Genomic DNA, 25,028 nt, shown 5'->3' on the forward strand with positions numbered 1-25,028 from the left:
GAGATAAAGTTTCCCGACCCCGTTTTCCTCTCAATTTATCTTAAATCTTTCCGACCAAGTCAATACTCGGTTTCAACGTTTCTTCTCCTTTTTTCCACTTGGCAGGACAAACTTCATCCCCATGTGCCGCGACAAATTGAAGAGCCTGAAGACGACGGAACAATTCTTCCGCATTACGTCCCACATTACCGGCCAATACCTCGTAAGAAACGATTTTCCCCTCCGGATTGACGATAAAAGTACCCCTCTCTGCCATTCCGTCGCTCTCGATCATAACATCAAAACTGCGGGCAAGCATTCCTGTCGGATCAGCCAACATGGGATATTGTATTTTCTGAATGGTTTTTGAGGTGTCATGCCATGCTTTATGAACAAAATGAGTATCACAGGATACGGAATAAATTTCACAACCTGCCTGTTTAAAATCTTCATATTTATTCGCCAAATCCTCTAATTCCGTAGGACACACGAATGTAAAATCGGCCGGATAAAAGAAAATCACGGACCACTTGCCCAGGACATCCGCTTTACCGATTGTTTTAAACTCTTTATTTACATAGGCTTGAACCTTAAAATCTACAATCTCTTTTCCAATTAGTGACATAATCTTCATTTTTAATTTATACTGTTTATCTATCTGTTCTTATTAGTTCGATACAAAAATATTCTGAATATTTTCATCAATCAAACAGATATTATTTATATTTGTATCTATAAAATCTATATACAATGACAATACAACAGATGGAATACATTGTGGCGGTCAATAAATACCGTCATTTTGTGACAGCTTCGGAAAAATGCGGAGTAACCCAACCGACCCTGAGTATGATGATTCAGAAGTTGGAAGAGGAGTTGGAGATTAAAATATTCGACAGGACCAAGCATCCCATAGAACCAACTAATATGGGGCTACGGATCATCAGGCAGGCCGAAGCTTCTCTATTCGAAATCCGAAAAATCAAAGAGATGGTCATTGCCGAGACCGAATCTCTTTCCGGAAATTTGCAGATAGGCATTATTCCAACAGTTGCCCCTTATCTTGTTCCTGAATTTATTACTTTTTTTAAACTCGAATACCCGACAGTAGACCTCTCTATCTCGGAGATGAGAACCGATAATCTCGTTCACCATCTTCACGACGGATTGATAGATATCGTTATTGCTTCTACTCCATTGAATAGACCTGATTTTTATGAGATACCGCTCTATTATGAACAGTTCGTGGCTTATTTCGCCCCGGAAAATCAACAAAAAGATCAGGTTCTAACAGCGGAAAATTTGCCGGGAGAAAATCTTTGGGTGCTACAAGAAGGCCATTGCATCCGGAATCAAATTTTTAATCTATGTTCTCAAACGGCCAGTTACAACCACATTTACGAAGCAGGAAGTATAGACACATTAATCCGGATCGTAGATAAAAACGGCGGGTATACCTTGATTCCGGAATTACACCTGCCGTTTTTGACGGAAGAACAGAAAAAAAATATCAGATCCATCGCATCTCCTCCTGCCGTGAGGGAAATCTCAATTATCATACGGAAAGATTACGTTAAAGAAAGAATGATAAATGCCGTTGCGGACACGGTGAAAAAAATCATTCCTTCGTCTATGCTTGACGACCGATTAAAAAAATTCTCCATAAAGTTGTAACTCTCAAAGTTTATCGGTTATTCAGAAAGGTCAAACAATTCTTGACCAGCAAGTCTATTCCTATGGATATTGCTTTTTCATCGGGGGCTAACCGGGGGCTATGCAAGGGCGGCATAGATTCGGAATCTTCCGGGCAAACACCCAATACCCATAACACGCCCGGTATTTTTTCCAAATAGATAGCGAAATCCTCTCCCAATGTCAGGGGATCCATCTCGATTACATTCTCTGAACCGACAAGATCGGAAGCATTTTTCCGGAGCAAACGGGTAAGCTGTTCGTCATTCACGAGTACGGGAAGTCCATTCCAAGTATTATCCATTCTAAAAGAACACCCGTAAAGTCCGCAGATAGCACGGGACTTTTCTTCTATCAACTCGAAGATTCGATGGCGTAAAACGTTATCGTGCGTGCGAACGGTTCCCAAAACATCGACCCGGTCCGGAATGACATTATTACAGGTTCCACCGTGAACAGAGGTAATTGAAAGAACCGCCGGAATAAAGGGATTCCTGAATTTAGTTATTAAAGTTTGATAAAACTGTATCAGATGAGCAACGGCCAGTATCGGATCCGATCCCATTTGCGGCATGGCAGCATGCGTTCCCTTGCCTTCCACTGAAAAAATAATATTATCCGAAGAAGCAAAAAAAGCTCCGGCACGTATACCGATACGACCGGTTTTCAATCCCGGAAAAATATGTTGAGCAAAAATCGCCTGCGGCACAGGGTCCTTTACGACTTCCGGTAAAAGCAAACGAGCTCCTCCCGGCCGTTTCTCTTCGCTCGGCTGAAAAAGTATTTTAACCGTCCCGTTCAACTCTTTCTCTCTCCTTTTCAAAAAAAGGAGAGCCCCCAAAACCATGGCCATATGCATATCATGTCCGCAAGCATGCATCATTCCCTCCTTTTCAGAACAATATTCCAATCCGGTCTCTTCTTCTATCTTCAACGCATCCATATCGGCCCGTAGGGCAACACAACGCTTCCCTCTGCCCACATAAGCAATAATACCCGTACCGATCTCCTGATAGTCAATATGATGATCCTCCAGTATCCCTGTTATATATTTTTGCGTATTGAATTCCTGCATGGCAAATTCCGGATGCCGGTGGAAATAACGCCTGTACTCTATGGCCAACGAATAAATATCTTCTGTCTTCATTTTATCATTCTTTAATTCGAATCAACGCGTTTGATACAATAGCTGTCACCCCTCCGGCCGTAATTCCGGAAGAAAAAATGTTCTTTATCGTGTCCGGAAAATACATTAAAATTTCAGGAAGCAACTCCACACTCAATCCTAAAGAAAAACTGAGAGCCATTACCAAGGTCGCTTTGCGATCGATATTCTGAGAAGCTATAATTCGTATGCCGGCCGCGGCCACCGTTCCGAACATCAATAAAGTAGCTCCTCCTAAAACCGGTTCCGGCATCAAGGAAAATACCAACCCTACGGCCGGAAAAAGTCCCAGAAGTATTAAAAAGGCAGCAATATAATACCCTACATAGCGACTGGCAACTCCCGTCAATTGTATCATTCCGTTGTTTTGAGCAAATATTGAATTAGGAAAAGAATTGAATACGCTTGCCATGAAAGAATTAAATCCATCGGCCATAATACCTCCGGAAACCCGTCTTATAAACTTGTCTCCCTCCACGGGTTCTCCGGATATCATGGAATTAGCCGTGATGTCTCCGTATGCCTCGATAGCGGTAATAGTATAAATTAGTCCTACAGCAATAAAGGAAGACCACTCGAAAGATAATCCGTACTTGAAGGGAAGGGGAATATGGACACCACCGTAATTCCGGACAGAAGAAAAATCAATCATCCCCATAAAATAAGCTACAACATACCCGGCACCCAAACCGATAACGATAGAACTCATCCGAAGGTATTTATTCCCGCTCCGGTTAAAGAAAATAATCAATACCAGAACAAAGGCCGCCAGTTCCAAATGCTCGAAACTACCAAATGTTCCGTCGGCTTTAGCCAAAGCCCCTCCACCACAAGCCGTAATCCCCACTTTAATCAAACTCATGCCGATCAATGTAACAACTATTCCGGAGACAAGGGGAGTAATTATCTTTCTGGCATATTTCAATAGCCGACTAATCAACATCTCGACAAAAGAACCAGCCATACAAACCCCGAAGATCAAAGGCAATCCTCCCGTTAATCCGGTAGAGATAATCGGACCGATAAAAGAAAAACTCGTTCCTTGTATACACAGCAACCCCGTTCCTATACAACCTATTCGTTTGCATTGAATAAATGTGGATATTCCTGATGCAAAAAGAGCCATGGAGACTAAAAATGCAGTAGTTTCCACATCCAAATTCAACGCCCCGGCTATTATAAGGGGTGGTGTCACTATGGCGACAAAAATAGCCAATAAATGCTGTAATGCGGCAAAAAAAGCCTCTTTAAAAGGCGGCCGATCCTCAATTCCATAGATCAAGGCTGAACGCTCCTGCTTGTTTTCCATGTCCATACCTCCTCTAATTACCGTATTTATTCCCGTATTTCAATCCGGCAGTTATCCAAACTATCGATGATCGCCAAGGATTCAACAAGGATATTCCTATTTCTTAACAAATCTCCCCCGTGCTGAAATGCCTTCTCTATGATAAATCCCATCCCGACTAACTCTGCTCCAGCTTGCTCTATCAAATCAATGATACCGTTAGCGGCATTGCCATTGGCTAAAAAATCGTCGATAAAAAGAATCCGGTCTCCTTTACCTAAAAAATCTCTACTGATACACACGTTATACTCCCTGTCTTTCGTAAAGGAACGAACCGTTGTCGAAATCGTATTTTCCATCGTTTTGGGCTGCTTTTTCTTAGCGAATACGACCGGTAGCTCTAATAGATACCCGACCATGATTGCCGGAGCTATTCCGCTGGCTTCAATCGTCATTACCTTGTTGAAATTCAGGTTGGCAAACCGACGAACAAACTCAACCCCGATAGATTTCATCAAGATGGGATCCATTTGATGATTTATAAAACTATCCACTTTTAAGATACCTCCTTCAAAACATCTACCATCCTGCAGAATCCTTCTTTTTAGTAACTCCATAGGTCTTTATATTTATCTATTTCACACTCCCTGCAAAAGTATAAAAATCTCTTGTGATACGATCCGTTCTTTTCAAATTATAAAAAAGCAGCCATTCTTATGGCTGCTTTTTTATATAACAATAACAATGTTTATTTCTGTGCTTCTATCCATTTTTTAGCATTCACGAATGCTTCGATCCACGGACTCACTTCATCCTCTTTCCGATCTTCCGGATAATACGCCCAGTTCCAAGGAGCCATAGAGCGTTCCAAATGAGGCATTATCGCCAAGTGACGACCATCCTTGCTGCAAATAGCCGCCGTTGCCAGAGGAGAACCGTTCGGATTAGCCGGATAGCGGTCGTAACTATACCTGACAGGAATATGATACTCCTCCTGTTCATAAGGTAAATAGAATTTCCCTTCTCCATGAGCGATCCAAATTCCCAGACGAGATCCCGCTAACGTTTTCAACATAATTGAATCATTCTCCACGATATCCACGTTTACGAAAGCTGATTCAAACTTATGGGAATCGTTATGCAGCATCTTAACTTTCTTCTCTTGCTCCGGATAAACCAAATCCAACTCCACCATTAATTGGCATCCATTACAAACACCCAGACTCAAGGTATCCTCCCGCTTATAAAAATTCTCTAAAGCGACACGCGCTTTTTCATTGTATTTAAACGCACCGGCCCATCCTTTTGCCGAACCTAAAACATCCGAATTGGAGAATCCTCCCACAAAAACAATCATATTCACGTCTTCCAGATTTTCCCGACCGGAAATCAAATCCGTCATGTGAACATCCTTAACATCGAATCCTGCTAAATACAGCCCCCAAGCCATCTCCCGATCGCATTGGCACCCTTTTTCGCGAAGAATAGCAGCTTTTATACCCGAAGGAGTCGAACGATTCGAATCCAACCCCAACGCGGCTAATTTTCCAGTAAAAGAAGAGGGGAATCGATATTTCAATTCATTCTGCTTGTAATTTTTATACCTCTCCAATGCCAACTCAACTCCGCTTTGACGACGATCTAAAAGATAAGAGGTTTTAAACCACAAATCCCTTAAAGAACGAATATCCAGGTTCCACCGCGCACTATCCTTTTTAATCGTCAAACGGCCGCTCTGAGACAATCCCCCAAGGAAATTATAGGCAACGCCGGCCTCATCCAAAATCCGGGCCACCTGTTTACAATCCTTTACCTGTATCAATACTCCCGGATTTTCAGCGAATAAAATTTTCACGATATCCTTTTCAGCCAAATAAGAAAAATCGATATCCAGTCCCAAACGATTGTCGGCAAAACACATCTCCAACAAAGCCGTGATCATCCCCCCGGCCGAAATATCATGACCGGCCAATACATACCCCTCTTCTACCAATTGTTGCAAAACGGTGAAAACATTTGCAAAATATTCCGCGTCTTTAACATCCGGAGCATCCTTTCCGACCTTATCCAATACCTGAGCAAAGCTGGATCCGCCCAATTTCAATTTATCGAATGAAAAATCAATATATACGATTTCTGTTTGCGGGTCGACTTTTAAAACAGGAGAAACTATTTTTTTTATATCCTTCACCTCTCCAACCGTAGAGATAATGACGGTCCCCGGGGCATAGACTTTTTTGTCTCCGTATTTCTGTGTCATGGAAAGAGAATCCTTTCCCGTGGGAATATTTATACCTAATTGGATGGCAAATTCACTCGCAGCCTCTACCGCTCCGTATAAACGAGCGTCTTCGCCCGGATTTTTACAGGGCCACATCCAGTTAGCAGATAAAGATATTCCACGTAACCCTTGCTCTATGGGTGCCCAAACCAAATTAGTCAACGCTTCCGCTATGGCCAAACGCGAGCCCTTTGTCGGATCGATCATAGCAGCAACCGGGGCATGACCAATAGAGGTGGCTATCCCTTTCTCTCCCTTATAATCCAAAGCGATAGCCCCCAGATCATTCAACGGTAATTGCAAAGGTCCGGCACATTGCTGAAAAGCGATACGACCGGTCACTGAACGGTCTACTTTGTTGGTCAACCAATCTTTACAAGCTACCGCTTCTATCTGCAACACTTGTTCGATATACTCTTCGATCTTATTTATATCATAATCGACCTCCGTGAAATGTTCCTTCACGTTTTTATCCTCCATAATTGTTTTCGGCGGATTCCCGAACATATCTTTCATCTCCAGATCTATAGGCTTTTCTCCTGTCTCGGCATCAATAAAGGTAAAACGGTGGTCTCCCGTAGCCTCACCGATTACATACATCGGGGCTCTTTCCCGGTCTGCAACGCGCTGTAAAGTAGCAACATCTTTCTCTTTCATCACCAATCCCATACGCTCCTGAGACTCGTTCCCCACGATCTCTTTGTCGGAAAGAGTCGGATCTCCCACGGGCAATTTTTCCAAGTGAATCAATCCCCCTGTCTCTTCCACTAACTCCGACAAACAATTCAAATGTCCGCCAGCACCGTGATCGTGAATGGATACGATCGGATTTTCATCGCATTCCGCCATCGCCCGGATCGCATTACATACTCGTTTTTGCATCTCCGGATTGGAACGTTGCACGGCATTCAACTCTATTGCACCGGCATAAACCCCCGTATCCACGGAAGAAACGGCTCCCCCTCCCATACCAATCCGGTAATTGTCTCCTCCTAATAATATAACTTGATCTCCTACTTCCGGAGTATGTTTCATGGCCTGTCTGCGGTTTCCGAAACCGATACCGCCCGCTTGCATAATTACTTTATCGTAACCGTATGTTTTGTCATTCTCCTCATGTTCAAACGTCAACAAGGAACCCACGATCAAAGGCTGACCGAATTTATTTCCAAAATCCGATGCCCCGTTGGAAGCTTTTATTAAGATATCCTCCGGTGTTTGGTAAAGCCACTTCCGCGGATCGATTTTCTCTTCCCAAGGACGATCTGCCTCCAAACGCGGGTAAGAGGTCATGTATACGGCCGTACCGGCAATAGGAAGAGCAGCCTGTCCCCCGGCAATTCGATCCCGTATCTCTCCTCCTGTTCCCGTGGCAGCCCCGTTAAACGGTTCCACTGTAGTCGGAAAATTATGGGTTTCCGCCTTCAAGGATATTACCGTATCGATCTCTTTCGTTTCGAAAAAGTCCGGTTTATCCTGCGTACGAGGTGCGAATTGAATCACATGCGGACCTTCCAAAAAGGCACAATTGTCTTTATAAGCTGACACGATCCGATTCGGATTGGTCTTTGAAGTCTTTTTTATCATCGAAAAAAGAGATTCTTCTTTAGTCTCTCCATCGATAATAAATGTTCCGTTAAAGATTTTATGACGGCAATGCTCCGAGTTTACCTGAGAAAAACCGAATACCTCCGAATCCGTCAAATTTCGTTTTAACTTTTTACTTAAGTTTTCCAAATAAACAACCTCCTCCTCGTTCAACGCGAGCCCCTCTTGTTGATTATAAGCTCGTATATCTTCGATATAAACGATGGGATCCGGTTTCTTATCGATCGTAAAAACAGATTGATCCAATCCTGCATAAAATGCCTGAAGCATAGGATCGTATGTTGCTTTCTCATTACTACGAGCAAACTCTTCAATCCTTAGGATCCCCGATATTCCCATATTTTGAGTGATCTCTACAGCGTTAGTACTCCAAGGAGTTACCATTTCCCGGCGAGGACCCACGAAATATCCTTCCATCGCCTCTTCTCGAACTCTCTTTGCCCCGCTGAATAACCATTCTAATTTACTAACATCCAAAGGATTTTCTGAATCTTGGTAGTGAACGGCATACACCGTTTCATCTTTTTGGTAGAAAACTATTGCCATGCGTTATATCTGTTTATTTTGAATTCCACGTTTCACCCGCGAATATAATAAAAAACGAGGGATCTTTCCCTAAAAACAGGATTCGAACATAAAATAAAACAGAATTAACGGAATGACGAAAATGCCTATAACCTTTACCAAAGAGTATTGTATGCAACAATCTATTTATTCGAACTTACATTTTATATCCGATCGTATTCCGCTCCCTGACCATACTGGCAAGGAATTCCGGAGTGAATTGTTCCACATCGTGTTTAGTTATCGAATACATTTTGCCTTTGTTCTCTTTAAGACCGGTTTTAGCTACCCGTTGAATCCTATTTCGAATCATCATCTCAGCTACCAATTTGATCAGGCGAGCACTGGCGTGATTTTTTTTCTTATTGTCGACCAAATGGGAAATAAATGAAACGATTTGCTGTTGAGCCGTACGAGTCATTTTGGATTTTTCGGTAGCCAGATCCCGCTTCAATATTTCCAACAACTCCTCTTTCGTATAATCCTCAAACACCAAAACATTAATCATATCGGAAACTTTTTCCACGTCATCGTTCAACATGATTCGCGGAGGATTCTGCTTGGCGTATATAATCGTGTAAGCCCCCGGTTTTTCCGCCAATTGATTAACCAATAGGGCACGTACCCTCTCTTTCACTCCCGGAACATCATTCAAACGACTGGAATCTTCATCGAAGAAGAAAAGCCCACCTTTCGATTGAATCAGCGCATTGCCTATATTCTGCATGGCTTCTTCGTCTGTTTGTCCGATCAGCTTCTCTACCCGGAAACGTTTTACCTCCTCTTTGTCAATAATTCCCATAGCCTTATATAGACGGGCTATGATTCGAGCTACCGTCCCTTTGCCCATACCGGAATTACCTGTAAAACACCATTGTAAGGAGAGACGGGTATTTAATTTTACTCCTTGTCGGTTGTAATGTCGGGCCAAATCCACAAAATCGTGAATTTGTTTTTTTAATTTAGCCTGACCAACCATATGATCCAGATCCTTCAAAGCAGCTGCAATCTCTTTTTCATCGAACCGATCCTTGTAGGAATTGGGTAATTGAGAAGTTATATCGGGGATATCAATCTCCATCAAGGTAGTAATCTCCTTCCGGGTCAATTCCCGTTCTTTTCGGATTTTCATCGTTCGTGATGAAAGATTTCGTATAGCCTGATCTACCATCTTTTCCACGAAAAGAGCGTTTCCAAAATGTTTATCGTGTTCATCGTATACCTTAGATACTAACTTCTTAAAAGCCTCTTTGGCTTTGGGGTGTAAACTATAATTTTTTTCTTTCACTTTCTGAACGGCAATCTCCAGCAACTCTTCAGGCGTGTAGTCTTCAAAATAGAATGAATAGGGAAAAAGCAATTTCAACTTTGGGTTAGCAGTCAGAATTTTTTCCATCTCTTCGGAATCTCCCCCCAATATGACCACGGTATCACCGTTCTCGGTTTCGGATAATTGATTTAAAATCATGCCTAAAGCCGTCATACCCGTTACCTCCTGAAACAAAGTATGAGCATTCTCAAGATAAAGAATCCCCCCTCGAGCTTGTTCATAAATATAGAATGCCATTTGCTGGGGAGATACACTTCCGTCTCCGATCAATTCCCCCCGAGTTCTTACCGTTACCGCAGAACTTTCCAACACTCCCGCCGTATTGAAAATTTCCCCCAACATTTGAGCGACCGTAATTTTTCCGGTACCGGGATTACCCGTAAAAATCATGTTCAGCGGAGGAAGAACATCCGTAAATCCGTGTCTTTGCCTTTCCCGGATAAAATAGACATAATTTATATAGTTAATCATGCTGTTTTTCAATTTGTCAGATCCGATCATTTCATTCAATTTCTTCAATGAGTCTTCCGGACTCGGTTGCTCGCAAGCATCGATATCCTCCTCCCGAATCAACATCATCTCGTCCTTCGTGTAACTACCGGAACGATTAGCCATCAAACGTTTAGCCAATTTCGATGCGGCCGAAGCCAAACGATCTTCTAAAAAATGCCCGTTTTCAAATCCTTCATTTTTAAACGTACAATAATCATTTAAAAGCTTGGCAAATTTCTCTTCCGCTTTTGGAGTAAATTTATATTGACGTAAGGTTAACATCCGATGCGTAATCTCCATAAGTTCATCCGGAGAATAATCTTCAAAAACCAATCGAGTGGGGAAACAACGTTTCATGTCGGGAATTCCCTCCGCTATGGCCAATAATTCATTCTTATTGCCGGCCAATATAACCAACACACGAGGGGATTCGTTATCCAGAATATTCAATAATATATTCCATATTCGAATGGCCGGATCATTCGGATTATTCGTCGGATAGAGCTCGTCCGCATCTTCTATCAACAATATACCGCCTTCGCTCTTGGACAAGGCGTCCCGAATCAACTCTTCTTCTGCCGTTTGTCCGGGATTTGTTAAATGTTCCCGACGGTACCGGTGCAACTCACCGTTGCTTAATATGCCCTCTTTATAAAATATTTTTCCTATAAGTCGGGCTACCGTACTCTTCCCCGTTCCCGGATTGCCCATAAACAACATATGCATGGGAGGAAACTCATCATCAAATCCGTTCTCTTGTCTCATTTTTACAAATTCGACCAACTCGTTCACCCGGGTAATCTCCTCTTTTACGTTCCTCAACCCTACCAATTGATATAGTTGCTCTAAAGCATCTTCCTTTTCCATCCATTTTTCATCATTTCCCGGATGAACCGTATCGGTACGCTCCATGGATGCGACCTCTTCGTTAAAACGATACGGTACATCTTCCGTCCCTATTTCAAAATCCAATACGAGTACGACCTGATCAAAACAAAGTAATTCCACCGTATAACTTCCCGTTTCCCAAAAATGCTCCAATTTTCCACCTAAATCCACGGCAAAACAGAGCAATCGTTTTCCCTTCGAATCGGATACGTAATACTTTCCTTTAACCATCCGGGTTGCTTTCGTCATTCCATTATGATCCATAATGTTAACGAGAAATTCATAGGTCCAATCCTCTTTCAAACGATTTTCCGCCACAAGATAAAAACGTACGTCTTGCAGGTTATTTCCGTTCAACATGCGAAAAGAGTGGGGACGTTCCGTGTTGGGATCTTCCTCGCAACACTTATCAAATCCGGCATCAACAACCTTAAAATAATCCGCCACATCAGCATGAGCCTCCAGCAAATGAATCTCATCCGATAAAGCGGCCATTCCGTTGACCACCACCTGTACCCGGTATACCCCCTCCCGGAAAACAAACCCATTCAGATCCGCTAAAACAAACGAAACAGAATAGTTAAAGACATTCATATCTTTAGGAATAACCACTACCTCCTCTTTCTTGGCCACCATAACTGGATTATCTTCATCCATAAAGAATAAACCGACAACAACCGAAGCATTCCATGAACTTTCATCATAGCGTTTGTTTATCCATTCCGTATCGATATAAAATGCCTCCACTTCATTTGAACGATAGACCGTACGGTAACGTTTATGTCCCGTATAATCAATGATATTACGATTACTTATCCGGATACTTTTAAACTTAAACTCGTCTTCAGGATTTGCTTTCTTACCTCTGTTTTTTACAGTATTTTTTTTGTCGGCCATATCGTTTTACATTTTGGATTTTCACTATATGGTTTCATTGGATCCATACCGGATGAATCCGTTACACCAACTTCTCCAAAAATAATTTTATTTTCGTCCAAAAACAATTCTTTCCTATTTTAATTAATTCGCTATTTTATAATATATTAAAAAACAGAAAGATGAGTATTTTTATCGATTACAGCTCCCGACTTTTACATAAAATAAAAGCGGTGATGAAACATCACCGCCTATCGAGCGAAAAACGGGACTCGAACCCGCGACCCCAACCTTGGGAAGGTTGTGCTCTACCAACTGAGCTACTTTCGCATTATCATCAAACAACGTTTTGGCATCTTCAAACCTACCCAAGGTTGCCTCTATACGCTTAGCTTCCGGGGGGAAGGTTGTGCTCTACCGACCGAGCTACTCGCATACTTTTTTAAGAACAGGACAAAGGTATATAATTAATTCCAACACGCAAATTTTTATTTTAAATTTTTATACAAAAAAGTACCGGACAGCCTACCCTGTCCCTCCATTCGACGGAAGGAGATGTCAATTTTCCCATCAATAACTAAATAAATATGTTTTCTTGTTTTTAATTCACAAACATTCATAAACCCCTATCTTTCTACGGGTTTATAACGTATATTTAATCGAACTAACGAAGATAAAAATACACTTGTACAAGTATGATAAGAATATGTTTTCTATTCGTGTGTCTATTCGTGTACGGGCAAAAGCTCCCAACAGTAACGTTAGAAAAAGCGTTACTGTATAATCGCCACTCCCTGAAAGATACGTTTAACTCGGGAAAACAGAAACGGGTATTCCAGTGGCATAAAATAGCCCATCAATTAGATTATGTCACGGCCTTCCAAAAACGACATATCGTTTTAGGAGTATTACAAAATTATAAAAACAGAAACGGATTGGCACCTCTTGTTAAGAACATTCAAAAAAACAAGTATAATCAACAACAAGATACCTTGGGGGTAGAACGAAATCAGGCCATTCCTCTTTACCGGACAAATGATTTAACCGCACCGGAACGCTACGGACCGGACGGAGTTTTAATTGCTATTTTACAGGACAGTGCCCAATTCATCAAGGTGACATTGGCCTCTTTCCGAGGGGTATGGATGGTTCCACGCAAATACATAAAAACCCTGGATTCGGTTACTTTCGATAAAGCGATCTTCATAGACCGTACCAATCAATACGTGACGACATTGGAGAACGCCGATTCGGTTTGGCTGATCAGGAGTATGAATCCGGCAACGACAGGCCTGCATCGGCCTCCCTATTATAAAGAGACTCCTACCGGTATATTTGTACTACAAAACAAAATACCCAAAATGTATTACACGAAAGACGGATCGTATCAAAATGCAGGATTTGCACCTTATGCCAGTCGTTTCAGTCGAGGGGCCTATATTCACGGCATACCCGTGAATTATCCGGATACGGTCATCCACGAATACAGTTACACGCTCGGAACTACGCCCCGCTCCCATATGTGCGTACGTAATGCCACATCTCATGCTAAATTCATTTACGATTGGGCTCCTATAGACAAAACTATTGTTATTGTAATAGAATAAACTCAACCTATCATGATCTCAAACAAAATCAGCTACCTATTATTTATTTCATTACTCGTCTTTCATACAAATTCAGGTCAAGCCGACACACCCCTCAATAGTTTCAGCCTCTACCATGAAATGAAATTAAACCAGTTGATGGATTACAAAGTTTTCAAATACGCCATTGACGGATATAACAAAATTCCCGTCAAAAAACCGATTCTTACCGTCATTGATTTCACAAAGCCCTCTACTTCGAAACGACTGTTTGTTATAGACCTTAAACTAAAAAAACTACTATTATCCACCCATGTCGCTCATGGAAAAAACAGCGGAAATAATTACGCAACCTCTTTTTCCAATACGCCGAGTTCGTACAAAAGTTCCTTGGGATTCTTCCTCACGGAACGGACGTATCAAGGTAAAAACGGCTATTCGTTGATCTTGGAAGGATTGGAAAAAGGGATAAACGACCGAGCCAAAGAGAGAGCAATTGTAATCCATGGTGCAGACTATTGCGATCCCTCACTTTTATCATCAAGAGGTCGCCTCGGGCGCAGCCTGGGGTGTCCGGCCCTTCCCCGGCAGGTATCCCGCAAAGTCATCGACCTGATAAAAGAGGGATCCCTGCTATTCATTTTCGGAAAAGACATTCGTTACGAAAAACAGAGCCCTATTTTATCCGCCCCTCTTCAACATGCTTTACACCCGTCTCCCTGATCTCTTTTATCAATCTATTTTTATCCATTTTACAGCATCGGCAACAATCGCTAAATCTTTTCTCCCCTTTTCGTCCTTGTCCGAGAGAGTAACGGAAACTTCTCCTTCAGGGAAATCGAACTCGCCAAGAGAAGTCCAAACAGAATGTATTTCCGCATCATTCCCCTCTATTTCAATATGTTCCTCTATCCCTTCGCTTTTTACCGTGTAGTAAAGAACAACATCGGATAAATAATTTTTATCAACTCTTTTGACGTATCTGTCAAAAGGTATATACCCTGCCTTTACCATAACCCTGTATTTCCCCTTTTCCTTTAACCGGGCTTTCCAGGTTGCCGTGCAACTACCCGAACCAAAACTCTTGTAATAACAACTTCTCACGGAATCCCCCTGAAAATTCGGACCAATAAAACTCTTCCACAAGCGGATCGACTCACTTTCTCTATTCAAATGGGTACTCTCCTCTCTCTTCTTAATCCCGAACCATTTTTGCAGTATGGTCTGGTTTACCTTATCATCAAATGAAAAACCGGAGTCCATATTATCCACCATGGTTTCTCGCGGGTCCGAAGCAAAAACAGCAGGGTCTATATCTGTCCAGCTAACCCGCGTTTCCAGTTTTTCAGGTTTTTCACGGGTTCCTCTTTTCCACACCATAAAGGTATTCGGACGATTGGATGACATACCGGTAGTTACTTCCGCATTCGGTCCCCATTTCGCACAATAAGCCATATAAAATGATTTGGCTTCCCCGGGATTCAAATAACAACTGTAACGTTGAATAGCCTCTTCATTTTTTATACAGACCACGACAAAGCCGCCCTCTTTCCCGCAATTCTTCACTTTTCCTTCCAGTTCTGCCCATCCGGATCCGGTCACGAACTTACCGGATATCGGATCCGGATAAAAGTAAGAGGTTAAATCTTTTATTTTAAAATATTGATTGTGACGAACGTTCAACCATCTTTCAAACACTCTTCCGACATCTCCTCCCGTTCGACTTTTTAGCTCTTCACAAAAATCCTCAAAACGAATCATTCCCCGGCGGGTATGGTAAATATCATCTATCGCCCTAAAGAATGTATCCACGGAAACTTTCAACCCTATATGGTCCACCAAATCGCGTAAACTCCACAACATCACGTTGTACCGCGTTGTTTGAGCGATATTCTCGTCCAACATAGCTTCTTTTAAACTGTGTTCCCGGATGTAATCACGAGCCGTCTCCATATCCCCGACTCCAAATTTTCCCCCCCTACCCATTAAAAACGACTTATCCAAATAAAACCTGTCCCACAGTATGTTGATAAAGGGATATTGTTCCGAGTAAATCGACAAACGACGATCCGTCATTAAAGAACTAATATCCGACGGATTCAGTTTCACCGCATTCGAAGCATAACTGTTTTGCATTAACAAAGGATGACTGTTCGATCCCGGTGTCCAGTCCTTACTCAAACAGTACCAAAGATTAATACCTTGTTCCAGAGTAGGATTTTGTGCCTCTTGCATATAGACCTGTCCATCCCCGATATTAATAGGAATGGGAGATCCGTCCCCAACGGGTTTATTGAGTATATCGAACATGTCGACAGTATAGCTTCTTTCCGGCAAGAAAAAAATCCCGGGTTCGATTTGACCGCCAAGGACTCTGCCTTCATTGGATTCTATCCGAAACGACAACGGGGTCTCTATCAAACTCAGACGAGCCGTCGCCCCGTCTTTCCAAGTTAAATCCGCAAAATTCAATCCATCAGGAAACATATACGGGTTTTCGTAAAAAAATAATTTCACGTCCTCCACTTTCGCCGCGGCAAAATGCTTAAAAAAAGCCTTGGGTTCCGTTATGGTATTCAAGGAAAGCCTTACCAGACTATCCACATCCAACTGTCTCGTTTTAAAATTCCCGCCACAAACCGAGATCCCCGGTAAATAACCGGAAGAGATGAAAACGAGTGTGTCTCCCCGTTCGGAAACTCTCCCTTGCGAAAAGAGGGAAGCTTGACGAGGAGCCACCACCTTCAGGTAATAAAGCGTCATATCCTTTCCCGTGTTCATCGGCATAAAAGGATGTACCGGGGCAATCGCCGTCGGATACCATCCGCACGCGGGTGTCAACAACAAATAATCATCCCCGATAAAAGCACTGCGCCGGCCCGTGGGAAAGAACAGATCGTTATAGAAAGGATTCTCGTAATCCTGATCCGACAATTGCAAATTCGTGAAACTCTCATCGATTTTTCCCGAGTAACACACACGTAACCGCAAGGAATCACCGCCATCTATAGGACGATCCAATATAATAATTTGTCCGTCCCGCTTAAAATTTACGTTTTTTCCCCTCTCCTCCACGTCTTCGACCCGTAATCCCGGATTCAGGAAAAGAAGAGGTCGGTCGATCTTTTCTTCTGTCAGGTTACACAAAATCAGATCGCTTTCCATGAAAAGCCGATCCTGCCGTTGCTCCATCCTTATCGAATGACGTTCTATATGACAAAGTTTTCCCTTCCAGTGATTACGGAAACTTTCACGATATTTTTCACGAGTACTTCGATCAGACCAATAAGCGGCCTCAAGCAAAATACCACACGCAATACCCAACAAGATAAGGGTTCCCCCCCCATAGGCGTAAAAGGTCGCACGTTTTTTCACGCTCGGTAAACGCTTCATTCCCTTTATGCTGCAAAATACGAATCCCGTACCCAACAGCAAAAAAATCGAACGATGCAATAAATAATATCCTAAACCCAGATGCCCTGTCACATCTGAAAACAGATTAGGCACCCCGGTCGCTAAAAAATCTACCGTACCATGTAATACATAAGGCAACCACACGATCGATACGCCTAACCAGCCGAGCAGAAGCAAAAGTGCCAGGTAGCGAAAACGCATAACACGAACCGACCAAAGACTCAACCCCATCATAAAAATCAAAGAAGGAATATTCAACGTGAAAAAATAAAACAGGTAATACCACGGATTCAAAGGTGCCAAACTGTTTAAATTTACAAAAAAGATGCAGGCTAACATTACAATCACGTTTACAATGGAAAACAACATGACATTCCCCAATATCCGTCCCCACGTGTAGTCTGCATTCCCCATCGGACGGGCATATATCGGCTCTAAGGTTTCTCCCATCCCCTCCCTCCTCGGGAAATCAGTCATTATAACGATCACGAATAACGATTGCAGAACACTAAACAGATAGGCATTTATCAGAGGCACGGATGACGGAAGAGCAACTAACTTCCAATTCTCACAATACCCCTCTCCCTGCAAAAACAGTTGGTATAAGGTAATACTGAATAAAGAAACGAAAACAAACAGCAAAAATACCCATCCCCTGCTTTGTTGTTTCGCCTCGTAAACGGCTACATGGAACACGTCACGCATTTTCATAAGTCATTCGGTTATAAAACGGTAAAAAATAGTTATCAGATTTCCTTTTTGTCGGTAGACTAACGGAAATTCAGAATTCACCGTCCGAATACCAATCTCCCCCTCAATTTCTAATTTCTTTATTTAATTTAGATTTTGTAAAACTAAATATATAGTAGATAAAAAACAAATAAAATTTACTATTTTACAAATAGGGATAATTTCTTTTAACAATACAAAACGTCGTCCGAATTAAAATCGGACGACGTTCTACCGGAGCGAAAAACGGGACTCGAACCCGCGACCCTAACCTTGGCAAGGTTATGCTCTACCAACTGAGCTATTTTCGCAAATATAATCAATAACACTTTTGGCATCTTTAAACCTTACCAAGGTTACATCGATGACGCTTCGCTTTGGGCAAGGTTATGCTCTACCAACTGAGCTATTTTCGCAAATTATCAAATGCATCTCACATGCCTTTTATTGCGATGCAAAGGTAAACTCTTTTTCAAAAAAGAACAAAAAAATCGGCCGATTTTTTTTTAAAAATCGACCGATCACTCAAAATAAAACCACCTACTTTACCTGTATCGTCTTATTTAATTTAGCTCTCTCTTCGTTTTTAGGCATCGTAATATCCAAGATACCGTCTTTATAAACCGCTTCGGCTTTACCGACATCGTATTTATCCTCCGGCAATTCTATCGTACGATGAAAAGAGACGGAGGTAAACTCTCTTCGTAAAAATTTTTGTTTACCATCTTGCTCTTCCTTCTCCTCTTTTTGTTCACCGGATATTGTCAGAAAACCATCTTTATACTCTAACTTAATATCTTCTTTTTTCATCCCCGGAACTTGAAGTTCCAACGTCAGATTCTTATCGTCCTCTTTCACGTTCAAAGCCGGAATCCCTCTTTGTTCGTTAATCGTCTTAGGCCATGTATCGAAAAAATCATCAAAGAGATTAGAATAAAATGGCCTTAAATCACTATTTCTTTTCACTATGCTCATAATTTTACCTCCTCTATTAAAAGTGATCGTTTAGTTTAATTGTACATCGTCTTATACGTTGAAAATTCCAAAGTGTTACAAAAAGAATATATAAAATCACGAAAGGAAATTGTTTTCTGATGCATATTTCGTAATTTCGAATCCTGAAAATAACGAAGATTTTACTATGGCAATTATTAAAGAATTAAACGGACATTCTCCCAAGTTCGGAGAAAATTGTTTTATTGCTGAGAATGCAGCAATCATTGGAGAAGTGGAAATGGGCGATAATTGCAGTATTTGGTACGGTGCTGTATTACGGGGAGATGTACATTATATAAAGATAGGTAATAATGTAAATATTCAAGACAACGCAACCATCCATGCCACCTACAAAAAGTCGCCAACAAATATAGGTAACAACGTATCCATTGCGCACAATGCGGTCGTCCACGGGTGTACGATTCATGATAATGTACTAATCGGCATGGGAGCCATCGTGTTGGACAATGCCGTTATAGAAAGTAATTCCATTGTCGCCGCGGGAAGCGTGGTAACCAAAGGCACCGTCGTTGAATCCGGTTGGGTATATGCCGGAGCCCCGGCCAAAAAACTGAAAGAGATGGGGCCGGAATTACTTCGTGACGAGGTGGAGCGTATCGTAAACTCCTATTCCACGTATGCAAGCTGGTATAAGTAATTTAAAAAAACGGAATAAATTATATGAGTATCATAGTCTCTCCTTCCTTACTATCTGCAGATTTCCTTCACTTGGCCAAAGATGTTGAAATGGTTAACGAAAGTTCCGCAGACTGGTTTCATTTGGATATCATGGACGGCGTTTTCGTCCCGAATATTTCTTACGGTCTACCACTCGTATCACAAATAAAGAAAGCAGCCCGGAAACCGTTGGATGTGCATTTGATGATCATTCAACCCGAACGTTACGTGGAGGCTTTTCATAAAGCAGGAGCCGATATATTGACGGTCCATTACGAAGCGTGTACGCATTTACACCGGACTTTACAACAGATCAAATCACTGGGAATGAAGGCCGGGGTAGCTCTCAATCCGCATACCCCGGTACACGGCTTAGACGATATCATTCAAGACATCGATGTGGTTTTGCTTATGAGTGTCAATCCCGGATTCGGCGGACAATCTTTTATAGAAAGTACGCTCCAGAAAGTTACAAAACTCAAAAAACTGATAAAGGAAACAGCATCCTCCACCTGTATAGAAGTCGATGGCGGTGTGAATTTCGAGACAGGACGTCGGCTTGTGGAAGCCGGGGCAGACGCTTTGGTTGCGGGGAGTTTCGTATTTAACTCTCCGGACCCGAAAAAAAATATTGAAGGATTGAAAAATTTATAATCCGCCGACCGAAGGTGTAAAAAATAGTAAAACGATACGCTTATGTCTATGGGAACTATTATCAAGCTGGAGCAAGCAGCTATCCGGCAACAAAAGAACACGGTGTTAAAGAACGTTAACCTGGAGATTGCCGAGGGCGAATTTGTTTATATCATCGGAAGAGTAGGTAGTGGAAAAACGTCTCTATTAAAAACAATATATGCCGAAATACCTTTAGAGTACGGAAAAGCGGAAGTTGCCGGATTCAAATTAGGCAAGATAAAAAAATCCCATATCGCCCTATTAAGACGAAAATGCGGCATCGTGTTCCAGGATTTCAAATTACTCACGGACAGAAATGTTTATGCCAACTTAGAATTTGTATTGAGGGCAACAGGATGGAGAGACAAAAAAGCGATCCGGGAACGAATAGACGAAGTCCTCGATAAGGTGGAGATGCCGGATAAGAAAGATAAATTCCCGCATCAACTCTCCGGAGGAGAGCAGCAGCGTATTGTATTGGCCCGGGCTTTATTAAACGCCCCTCCCCTTATTTTGGCAGACGAACCGACCGGAAATATAGATCCGGAAACCTCCTACCATTTGATCGAACTGCTGAAAGACATTTGTGACAGCGGGAAGACGGTTATCATAGCAACCCACCAGTACGACCTGATCACCAAATTTCCCGGACGGGTTTTCCGATGTGAAAACGGAACCATTCTTGAAGACCACTCTTTTTCTGAGATTGTAGCGGAAAACCCGCCCTTAAGTGAAGAAGAGATCGAAAATATCGTGGAGAGCAACCCGGAAATATTAACACGGAATCCGGAAAACGAGACTTCAACGGTAGAAGAGTGCGTCATAAACACGACTGGCAATAATATGCCTGTGGAAGAAAGCGTTATGGAGTCCTTGGAATCGGAGCAGATGCCGACGGAAGCCGAAAGCATGGAGGAAGGAAAAACAGAGGACTCATTTTTAACAGAAGAAAAACAGACAGATAAAAAGGAAAATGCGCCGAACGATGCGATAGGTATTGAATTAATATAAAAAACGGGCCGAATCCAAAAAAATACCGCTTATGAAGTGAAAAACATCATAAGCGGTATTTTTTTATATCAATCAGATTTTTAGTTATCTTTCGTAATCAATAACCACGCATCCGAAAACTCCGGATATCTCTCTCTCACCCGTATCAGTTCGGCCCTTGCCGGGGCCTCTTCGTCAAAACCGGCAATACTTACCCGATTCATTCCGGCATCATTTTTCATAATGATACTATTATATCCCTCACCGATCAAACGGTTCCGTAACCTAATAGCATTGTCTTCATTAGAGAAACTTCCTACAATAACGTTATACTTTTTCATAACATCGCCGTGGGTCATGGTTACTTTCTCTTCCTTAGAAACAACAGGCTTACCGTTTGTCTTCTTCTCCTGCGTTTGTGTTGTAGGAACTGTTTGCTCAATTACCACATCTTCCTCTTCTTCGAAAGGCGGAGCATATACCTTTTTATTTGTCCCGCAACTGGCCGCAATGACAGCCAACATAATTATCAATACAATACTTTTCATTTTTTCCCTTCTTTAAATGTTATAAATCTTTTATCTACGCAGAGCAAAATTAATGATAAAAATTACATCATAATAAATTTTATTCAGAATTTTCAAACATTCTACGTTTTAGGATTAACTTTGTTCTGTTTTAAAAGGACAAATAAACAATTATACCATAATCAAAAAAGAATGAAAAAACTACTCCTTTTCGTTTGGGTTATATTTTCCTTTCAAGTGCAAGGACAAATAATCCGGGAATGGATGAGTCTCCCTCCTATTCCTGTGGAAATGCCCGCTTTTCACGATCAAAAAAACGGGAACAACCAATCTTTCACTCCCGTTTCGCTTTTAGAATTCTCGACTCTATCCGTCGAAAATCTCACTCCTGTTCCGGAAGGCATCGAACAAGGAACAAAAGATTTTCAATGGCGACGTTCGGATGCGGTTGACGGGAAAGTCCGTTACTCCTCACGGGGAAAAAAGCCTTCGATCGTCTATAACGCCGTTTATATGGCCAACACGGAATGGATGGATGGCAGCATGACTTTCCATTTCAGTACTCCCGCGGAAGTATTTATAGACGGAGAAAAAGTACTTACTTACGAAGCCTGTAACGAGGAAGAAGAAAACGTCCCTAAAGAGATACGCAGAAATTGGATACCGGGCAAACACACGATAATCGTAAAAAGTCTTGTACTCCCGAACTCCCCGCAAACCTTGTTTTCCGCCTCCTTTAAAGCAGGAGATGAGTTCAAAAACATTCCCGTAGAGTTTACCCTTTCCCCCATGAGAGGAAAAAATATTTACGATGTATTGAACGGAACCCGTATCGGAGACATACAAACCTCCCCTTCTGGTAAATATTTGCTTTTAAGTGAAACGGAAATCATAAAAGGCAAGAGTAGCCGAATAACCTATCTTTATCGACTTACAAATAAAGAAATCATTTACTCTTTTTACGGAAAAGAGACGACCGACATCACTTGGGTACCGGGGCAAGATAAACTCTCCTTTTTGATACCGGAAGGAAAAGGACATTCACTTTATACCTATGATCCTGAAACCCGACGCCAAGAATGCCTCATCAAAGCCGATCGCTCGATCTCAGGATACCGATGGTCTCCCGATCGAACCTACTTGCTTTATTACCAATCGGAAAATTATAGCGAAAAAGAGTGGGAGTTGCGTAAAATCGAAGGTATGGAAGACCGCCAACCCAATTACCGTACCCGTTATTTCCTTTGTAAATATGATTTCAAAAGCGGAATCCACTCCCGTCTGACTTGGGGAAATCAAACCACGTCAATCATGGATATCAGTCACGACGGTAAACAGGTTGTCATCACTACAAACCGTCCGGATTACAACGAATATCCGTATAGTAAGCAATCCGTTTATCTGATGGATATACCGTCGAACCAAATCGATACCTTATGGCAAGACCGCCCGGTCAGCATATATTGCTCGTTTTCTCCCGACGATAAGCAACTGTTGGTGAGCGGAGGCGCTAACGCTTTCGGGAATACAGGTGTTAACATTCGTAAAGGACAAATCGTAAACGAATACGATACCCAACTTTTCATTTACGATCTGGAAACCCACCGGGTAGATCCGATTACCAAATACTTCAATCCTTCAGTCTCTACTTCCTATTGGCATAAAGACGGCTCTATTTATATCATCGCGGGCGACACGGATTATATCCACCTGTTTCGTTACCGAAACGGTAAAATAGAAAAGATCGATTGTCCGGGAGACGTCATCCAAAGACTCTCTTTACCGCAACAGGGTGATTTAGCTGTTTACACGGCTTCCGATCAAAGTTACCCCACTCGTGTCTATACCTTAAATCTCACGGATCTGAGCACGCAATTATGGGATAACCCGGCTGAAGAACAGTACAAAAATATTGTTTTCGGAAAAGTCAAGGATTGGGATTACCAATACAAAAGGGGCACCACTATTGACGGACGCTATTACCTTCCGGCCGATTTTGATCCGAGTAAAAAATATCCGATGATTGTCTATTATTACGGAGGGACCTCTCCCGTCGAAAGAACTTTCGGAGGACGCTGGCCGTTTAATTTATACGCGGCGAACGGGTATGTCGTGTATGTTATGCAACCCTCTGGTGCCACGGGATTCGGACAGGAGTTTTCCGCACGTCACCAAAACAACTGGGGAATCATCACGGCAGACGAGATCATCGCGTGTACGAAAGCTTTCTTAAAAGCACATCCGTTCATAGATCCTCAAAGAGTAGGCTGTATGGGAGCCTCCTACGGCGGTTTCACGACCATGCTTCTGCAAACCCGTACCGATATATTTGCCTGTGCGATCTCCCATGCCGGAATCTCGTCCATATCCAGCTACTGGGGTGAAGGATATTGGGGATACAGTTACAGCACCCAAGCAGCTGCTTACTCTTTTCCCTGGAACCGAAAAGACATATATGTTGATCAGAGTCCTTTATTCAACGCGGACAAAGTGAAAAAACCGATATTGTTATTACATGGAACAGCCGACGTGAATGTACCCACCGGAGAGAGTATCCAATTCTATACGGCATTGAAACTATTGGGCAAAGAGGTGGATCTGGTTTTGATCAACAATGCCGACCATGCAGTAGTCGACTACGATCAACGAATCCTATGGAATAATACCATTTTATCTTACTTTGCCAAATACTTAAAAGGTCAACCGGCCTGGTGGGAGAATATGTATAAAAATAAAAATTTATAATCATGTTCCGGGAAATCGAGCGCAAATTTTTAGTCAACGGAGATTTCAAATCACAAGCATTTAATAAGACTCAAATCACACAAGGATATCTGTCTTCCGTACCGGAACGCTCCGTAAGGGTACGCATAAAGGGAGATCGCGCCTACCTGACCGTAAAAGGAAAGGGTAATGCTACCGGGGCGAATCGTTTTGAATGGGAAAAAGAGATATCCGTCGGTGAAGCCGAAGCATTACTACAAATCTGTGAACCCGGAATCATCAATAAAACCCGCTACTACGTAAAAGCGGACAAATTCACGTACGAAATAGACGAATTTCACGGGGGCAACGAAGGTTTAATTTTAGCAGAGATAGAATTGGAAGATGAAAACGATACTTTTCCGAAACCGGAATGGATAGGAGAAGAGGTCACGGGAAAGCGGAAATACTACAATTCGATGCTAAGCAAACACCCCTTTTCGGAATGGTAAACACATAAAAATCAGGATGAATATATAATCCTGATTTTTATTGAATCCCCGCTGT

Annotated in this window: 17 protein-coding genes and 2 tRNA genes; 8 read left to right on the plus strand and 11 right to left on the minus strand. The window is 42.1% G+C overall.

Annotation, left to right across the window (positions count from 1 at the left end; genetic code table 11):
* Nucleotides 1-40: 40 nt before the first annotated feature.
* On the minus strand, nucleotides 41-604 hold the full coding sequence (gene ahpC / locus DMB45_RS02615) for an alkyl hydroperoxide reductase subunit C (protein ID WP_041503619.1): 564 nt from the start codon (nucleotides 602-604) through the stop codon (nucleotides 41-43).
* Nucleotides 605-729: 125 nt separating this feature from the next.
* On the opposite strand from ahpC, the gene DMB45_RS02620 reads away from it, so the two are divergent.
* The gene (locus tag DMB45_RS02620; RefSeq protein ID WP_041503618.1) at nucleotides 730-1,653 is read left to right on the plus strand and encodes a hydrogen peroxide-inducible genes activator; all 924 of its coding nucleotides are present in this window, start codon (nucleotides 730-732) and stop codon (nucleotides 1,651-1,653) included.
* A gap of 10 nt (nucleotides 1,654-1,663) precedes the next feature.
* Here DMB45_RS02620 and DMB45_RS02625 read toward each other — a convergent pair whose 3' ends face one another.
* The 6 genes from DMB45_RS02625 to DMB45_RS02650 form a co-directional block, all read right to left on the minus strand.
* The gene (locus DMB45_RS02625; RefSeq protein ID WP_041503617.1) at nucleotides 1,664-2,818 is read right to left on the minus strand and encodes a M20 metallopeptidase family protein; all 1,155 of its coding nucleotides are present in this window, start codon (nucleotides 2,816-2,818) and stop codon (nucleotides 1,664-1,666) included.
* Nucleotides 2,819-2,822: 4 nt separating this feature from the next.
* Nucleotides 2,823-4,151, minus strand: coding sequence for a nucleobase:cation symporter-2 family protein (locus DMB45_RS02630; RefSeq protein ID WP_041503616.1), 1,329 nt, complete (start codon nucleotides 4,149-4,151; stop codon nucleotides 2,823-2,825).
* A gap of 20 nt (nucleotides 4,152-4,171) precedes the next feature.
* Nucleotides 4,172-4,741 (minus strand): xanthine phosphoribosyltransferase, encoded by a 570-nt coding sequence (xpt, locus tag DMB45_RS02635; protein ID WP_041503615.1) that lies wholly within the window; start codon nucleotides 4,739-4,741, stop codon nucleotides 4,172-4,174.
* A 131-nt stretch (nucleotides 4,742-4,872) separates the two neighbouring features.
* Nucleotides 4,873-8,559, minus strand: a complete 3,687-nt coding sequence (gene purL, locus DMB45_RS02640; protein ID WP_041503614.1) for a phosphoribosylformylglycinamidine synthase — start codon at nucleotides 8,557-8,559, stop codon at nucleotides 4,873-4,875.
* Between the two features lie 175 nt (nucleotides 8,560-8,734).
* Nucleotides 8,735-12,184, minus strand: a complete 3,450-nt coding sequence (locus DMB45_RS02645) for an AAA family ATPase (protein WP_110688401.1) — start codon at nucleotides 12,182-12,184, stop codon at nucleotides 8,735-8,737.
* A gap of 236 nt (nucleotides 12,185-12,420) precedes the next feature.
* Nucleotides 12,421-12,493: transfer RNA gene (locus tag DMB45_RS02650), tRNA-Gly, on the minus strand.
* Nucleotides 12,494-12,858: 365 nt separating this feature from the next.
* On the opposite strand from DMB45_RS02650, the gene DMB45_RS02655 reads away from it, so the two are divergent.
* Together DMB45_RS02655 and DMB45_RS02660 are read left to right on the plus strand one after the other, a co-directional pair.
* A complete protein-coding gene (locus DMB45_RS02655) occupies nucleotides 12,859-13,770 on the plus strand; it encodes a L,D-transpeptidase (RefSeq protein ID WP_110688402.1) in 912 nt (303 codons plus the stop codon).
* Between the two features lie 12 nt (nucleotides 13,771-13,782).
* On the plus strand, nucleotides 13,783-14,472 hold the full coding sequence (locus tag DMB45_RS02660; protein ID WP_082027469.1) for a murein L,D-transpeptidase catalytic domain family protein: 690 nt from the start codon (nucleotides 13,783-13,785) through the stop codon (nucleotides 14,470-14,472).
* A 9-nt stretch (nucleotides 14,473-14,481) separates the two neighbouring features.
* Here DMB45_RS02660 and DMB45_RS02665 read toward each other — a convergent pair whose 3' ends face one another.
* The 3 genes from DMB45_RS02665 to DMB45_RS02675 form a co-directional block, all read right to left on the minus strand.
* Complete coding sequence (locus DMB45_RS02665) at nucleotides 14,482-17,874, minus strand: golvesin C-terminal-like domain-containing protein (RefSeq protein WP_146216409.1); 3,393 nt, start codon at nucleotides 17,872-17,874, stop codon at nucleotides 14,482-14,484.
* A 256-nt stretch (nucleotides 17,875-18,130) separates the two neighbouring features.
* A tRNA-Gly gene (locus DMB45_RS02670) sits at nucleotides 18,131-18,203 on the minus strand.
* A gap of 229 nt (nucleotides 18,204-18,432) precedes the next feature.
* On the minus strand, nucleotides 18,433-18,867 hold the full coding sequence (locus tag DMB45_RS02675) for an Hsp20/alpha crystallin family protein (protein WP_041503611.1): 435 nt from the start codon (nucleotides 18,865-18,867) through the stop codon (nucleotides 18,433-18,435).
* 166 nt (nucleotides 18,868-19,033) lie between these two features.
* On the opposite strand from DMB45_RS02675, the gene DMB45_RS02680 reads away from it, so the two are divergent.
* The 3 genes from DMB45_RS02680 to DMB45_RS15025 are packed head-to-tail and all read left to right on the plus strand — an operon-like array spanning nucleotide 19,034 to nucleotide 21,252.
* Nucleotides 19,034-19,546, plus strand: coding sequence for a gamma carbonic anhydrase family protein (locus DMB45_RS02680; RefSeq protein WP_041504032.1), 513 nt, complete (start codon nucleotides 19,034-19,036; stop codon nucleotides 19,544-19,546).
* Nucleotides 19,547-19,569: 23 nt separating this feature from the next.
* Nucleotides 19,570-20,220, plus strand: a complete 651-nt coding sequence (rpe, locus tag DMB45_RS02685; protein ID WP_181416479.1) for a ribulose-phosphate 3-epimerase — start codon at nucleotides 19,570-19,572, stop codon at nucleotides 20,218-20,220.
* Nucleotides 20,221-20,262: 42 nt separating this feature from the next.
* Nucleotides 20,263-21,252: a cell division ATP-binding protein FtsE gene (locus DMB45_RS15025; RefSeq protein ID WP_316933177.1), complete on the plus strand. Its 990-nt coding sequence runs from the start codon at nucleotides 20,263-20,265 to the stop codon at nucleotides 21,250-21,252.
* A gap of 80 nt (nucleotides 21,253-21,332) precedes the next feature.
* Here the strand turns inward: DMB45_RS15025 and DMB45_RS02695 are convergent, their stop codons facing one another.
* Nucleotides 21,333-21,779, minus strand: coding sequence for an SPOR domain-containing protein (locus tag DMB45_RS02695; protein WP_052634653.1), 447 nt, complete (start codon nucleotides 21,777-21,779; stop codon nucleotides 21,333-21,335).
* A gap of 171 nt (nucleotides 21,780-21,950) precedes the next feature.
* Here DMB45_RS02695 and DMB45_RS02700 point away from each other — a divergent pair, with 171 nt between their 5' ends.
* Both DMB45_RS02700 and DMB45_RS02705 read left to right on the plus strand, forming a co-directional pair.
* Nucleotides 21,951-24,503 carry a S9 family peptidase gene (locus tag DMB45_RS02700; protein WP_041504893.1) on the plus strand — a complete coding sequence of 851 codons (2,553 nt, stop codon included), beginning with the start codon at nucleotides 21,951-21,953 and terminating at the stop codon, nucleotides 24,501-24,503.
* A 2-nt stretch (nucleotides 24,504-24,505) separates the two neighbouring features.
* On the plus strand, nucleotides 24,506-24,973 hold the full coding sequence (locus DMB45_RS02705) for a CYTH domain-containing protein (protein WP_110688404.1): 468 nt from the start codon (nucleotides 24,506-24,508) through the stop codon (nucleotides 24,971-24,973).
* Nucleotides 24,974-25,028: the final 55 nt, after the last annotated feature.

The sequence above is a fragment of the Sanguibacteroides justesenii genome, from assembly GCF_003204205.1.
In the GTDB taxonomy this organism is placed as follows: domain Bacteria; phylum Bacteroidota; class Bacteroidia; order Bacteroidales; family Marinifilaceae; genus Gabonibacter; species Gabonibacter massiliensis.

Bases quoted from the DNA above. Each gene is read 5' to 3' on its own strand.
- ahpC (WP_041503619.1), bottom strand. From the start codon at position 604: ATGTCACTAATTGGAAAAGAGATTGTAGATTTTAAGGTTCAAGCCTAT.
- DMB45_RS02620 (WP_041503618.1), top strand. From the start codon at position 730: ATGACAATACAACAGATGGAATACATTGTGGCGGTCAATAAATACCGT.
- DMB45_RS02625 (WP_041503617.1), bottom strand. From the start codon at position 2,818: ATGAAGACAGAAGATATTTATTCGTTGGCCATAGAGTACAGGCGTTAT.
- DMB45_RS02630 (WP_041503616.1), bottom strand. From the start codon at position 4,151: ATGGACATGGAAAACAAGCAGGAGCGTTCAGCCTTGATCTATGGAATT.
- xpt (WP_041503615.1), bottom strand. From the start codon at position 4,741: ATGGAGTTACTAAAAAGAAGGATTCTGCAGGATGGTAGATGTTTTGAA.
- purL (WP_041503614.1), bottom strand. From the start codon at position 8,559: ATGGCAATAGTTTTCTACCAAAAAGATGAAACGGTGTATGCCGTTCAC.
- DMB45_RS02645 (WP_110688401.1), bottom strand. From the start codon at position 12,184: ATGGCCGACAAAAAAAATACTGTAAAAAACAGAGGTAAGAAAGCAAAT.
- DMB45_RS02655 (WP_110688402.1), top strand. From the start codon at position 12,859: ATGATAAGAATATGTTTTCTATTCGTGTGTCTATTCGTGTACGGGCAA.
- DMB45_RS02660 (WP_082027469.1), top strand. From the start codon at position 13,783: ATGATCTCAAACAAAATCAGCTACCTATTATTTATTTCATTACTCGTC.
- DMB45_RS02665 (WP_146216409.1), bottom strand. From the start codon at position 17,874: ATGAAAATGCGTGACGTGTTCCATGTAGCCGTTTACGAGGCGAAACAA.
- DMB45_RS02675 (WP_041503611.1), bottom strand. From the start codon at position 18,867: ATGAGCATAGTGAAAAGAAATAGTGATTTAAGGCCATTTTATTCTAAT.
- DMB45_RS02680 (WP_041504032.1), top strand. From the start codon at position 19,034: ATGGCAATTATTAAAGAATTAAACGGACATTCTCCCAAGTTCGGAGAA.
- rpe (WP_181416479.1), top strand. From the start codon at position 19,570: ATGAGTATCATAGTCTCTCCTTCCTTACTATCTGCAGATTTCCTTCAC.
- DMB45_RS15025 (WP_316933177.1), top strand. From the start codon at position 20,263: ATGTCTATGGGAACTATTATCAAGCTGGAGCAAGCAGCTATCCGGCAA.
- DMB45_RS02695 (WP_052634653.1), bottom strand. From the start codon at position 21,779: ATGAAAAGTATTGTATTGATAATTATGTTGGCTGTCATTGCGGCCAGT.
- DMB45_RS02700 (WP_041504893.1), top strand. From the start codon at position 21,951: ATGAAAAAACTACTCCTTTTCGTTTGGGTTATATTTTCCTTTCAAGTG.
- DMB45_RS02705 (WP_110688404.1), top strand. From the start codon at position 24,506: ATGTTCCGGGAAATCGAGCGCAAATTTTTAGTCAACGGAGATTTCAAA.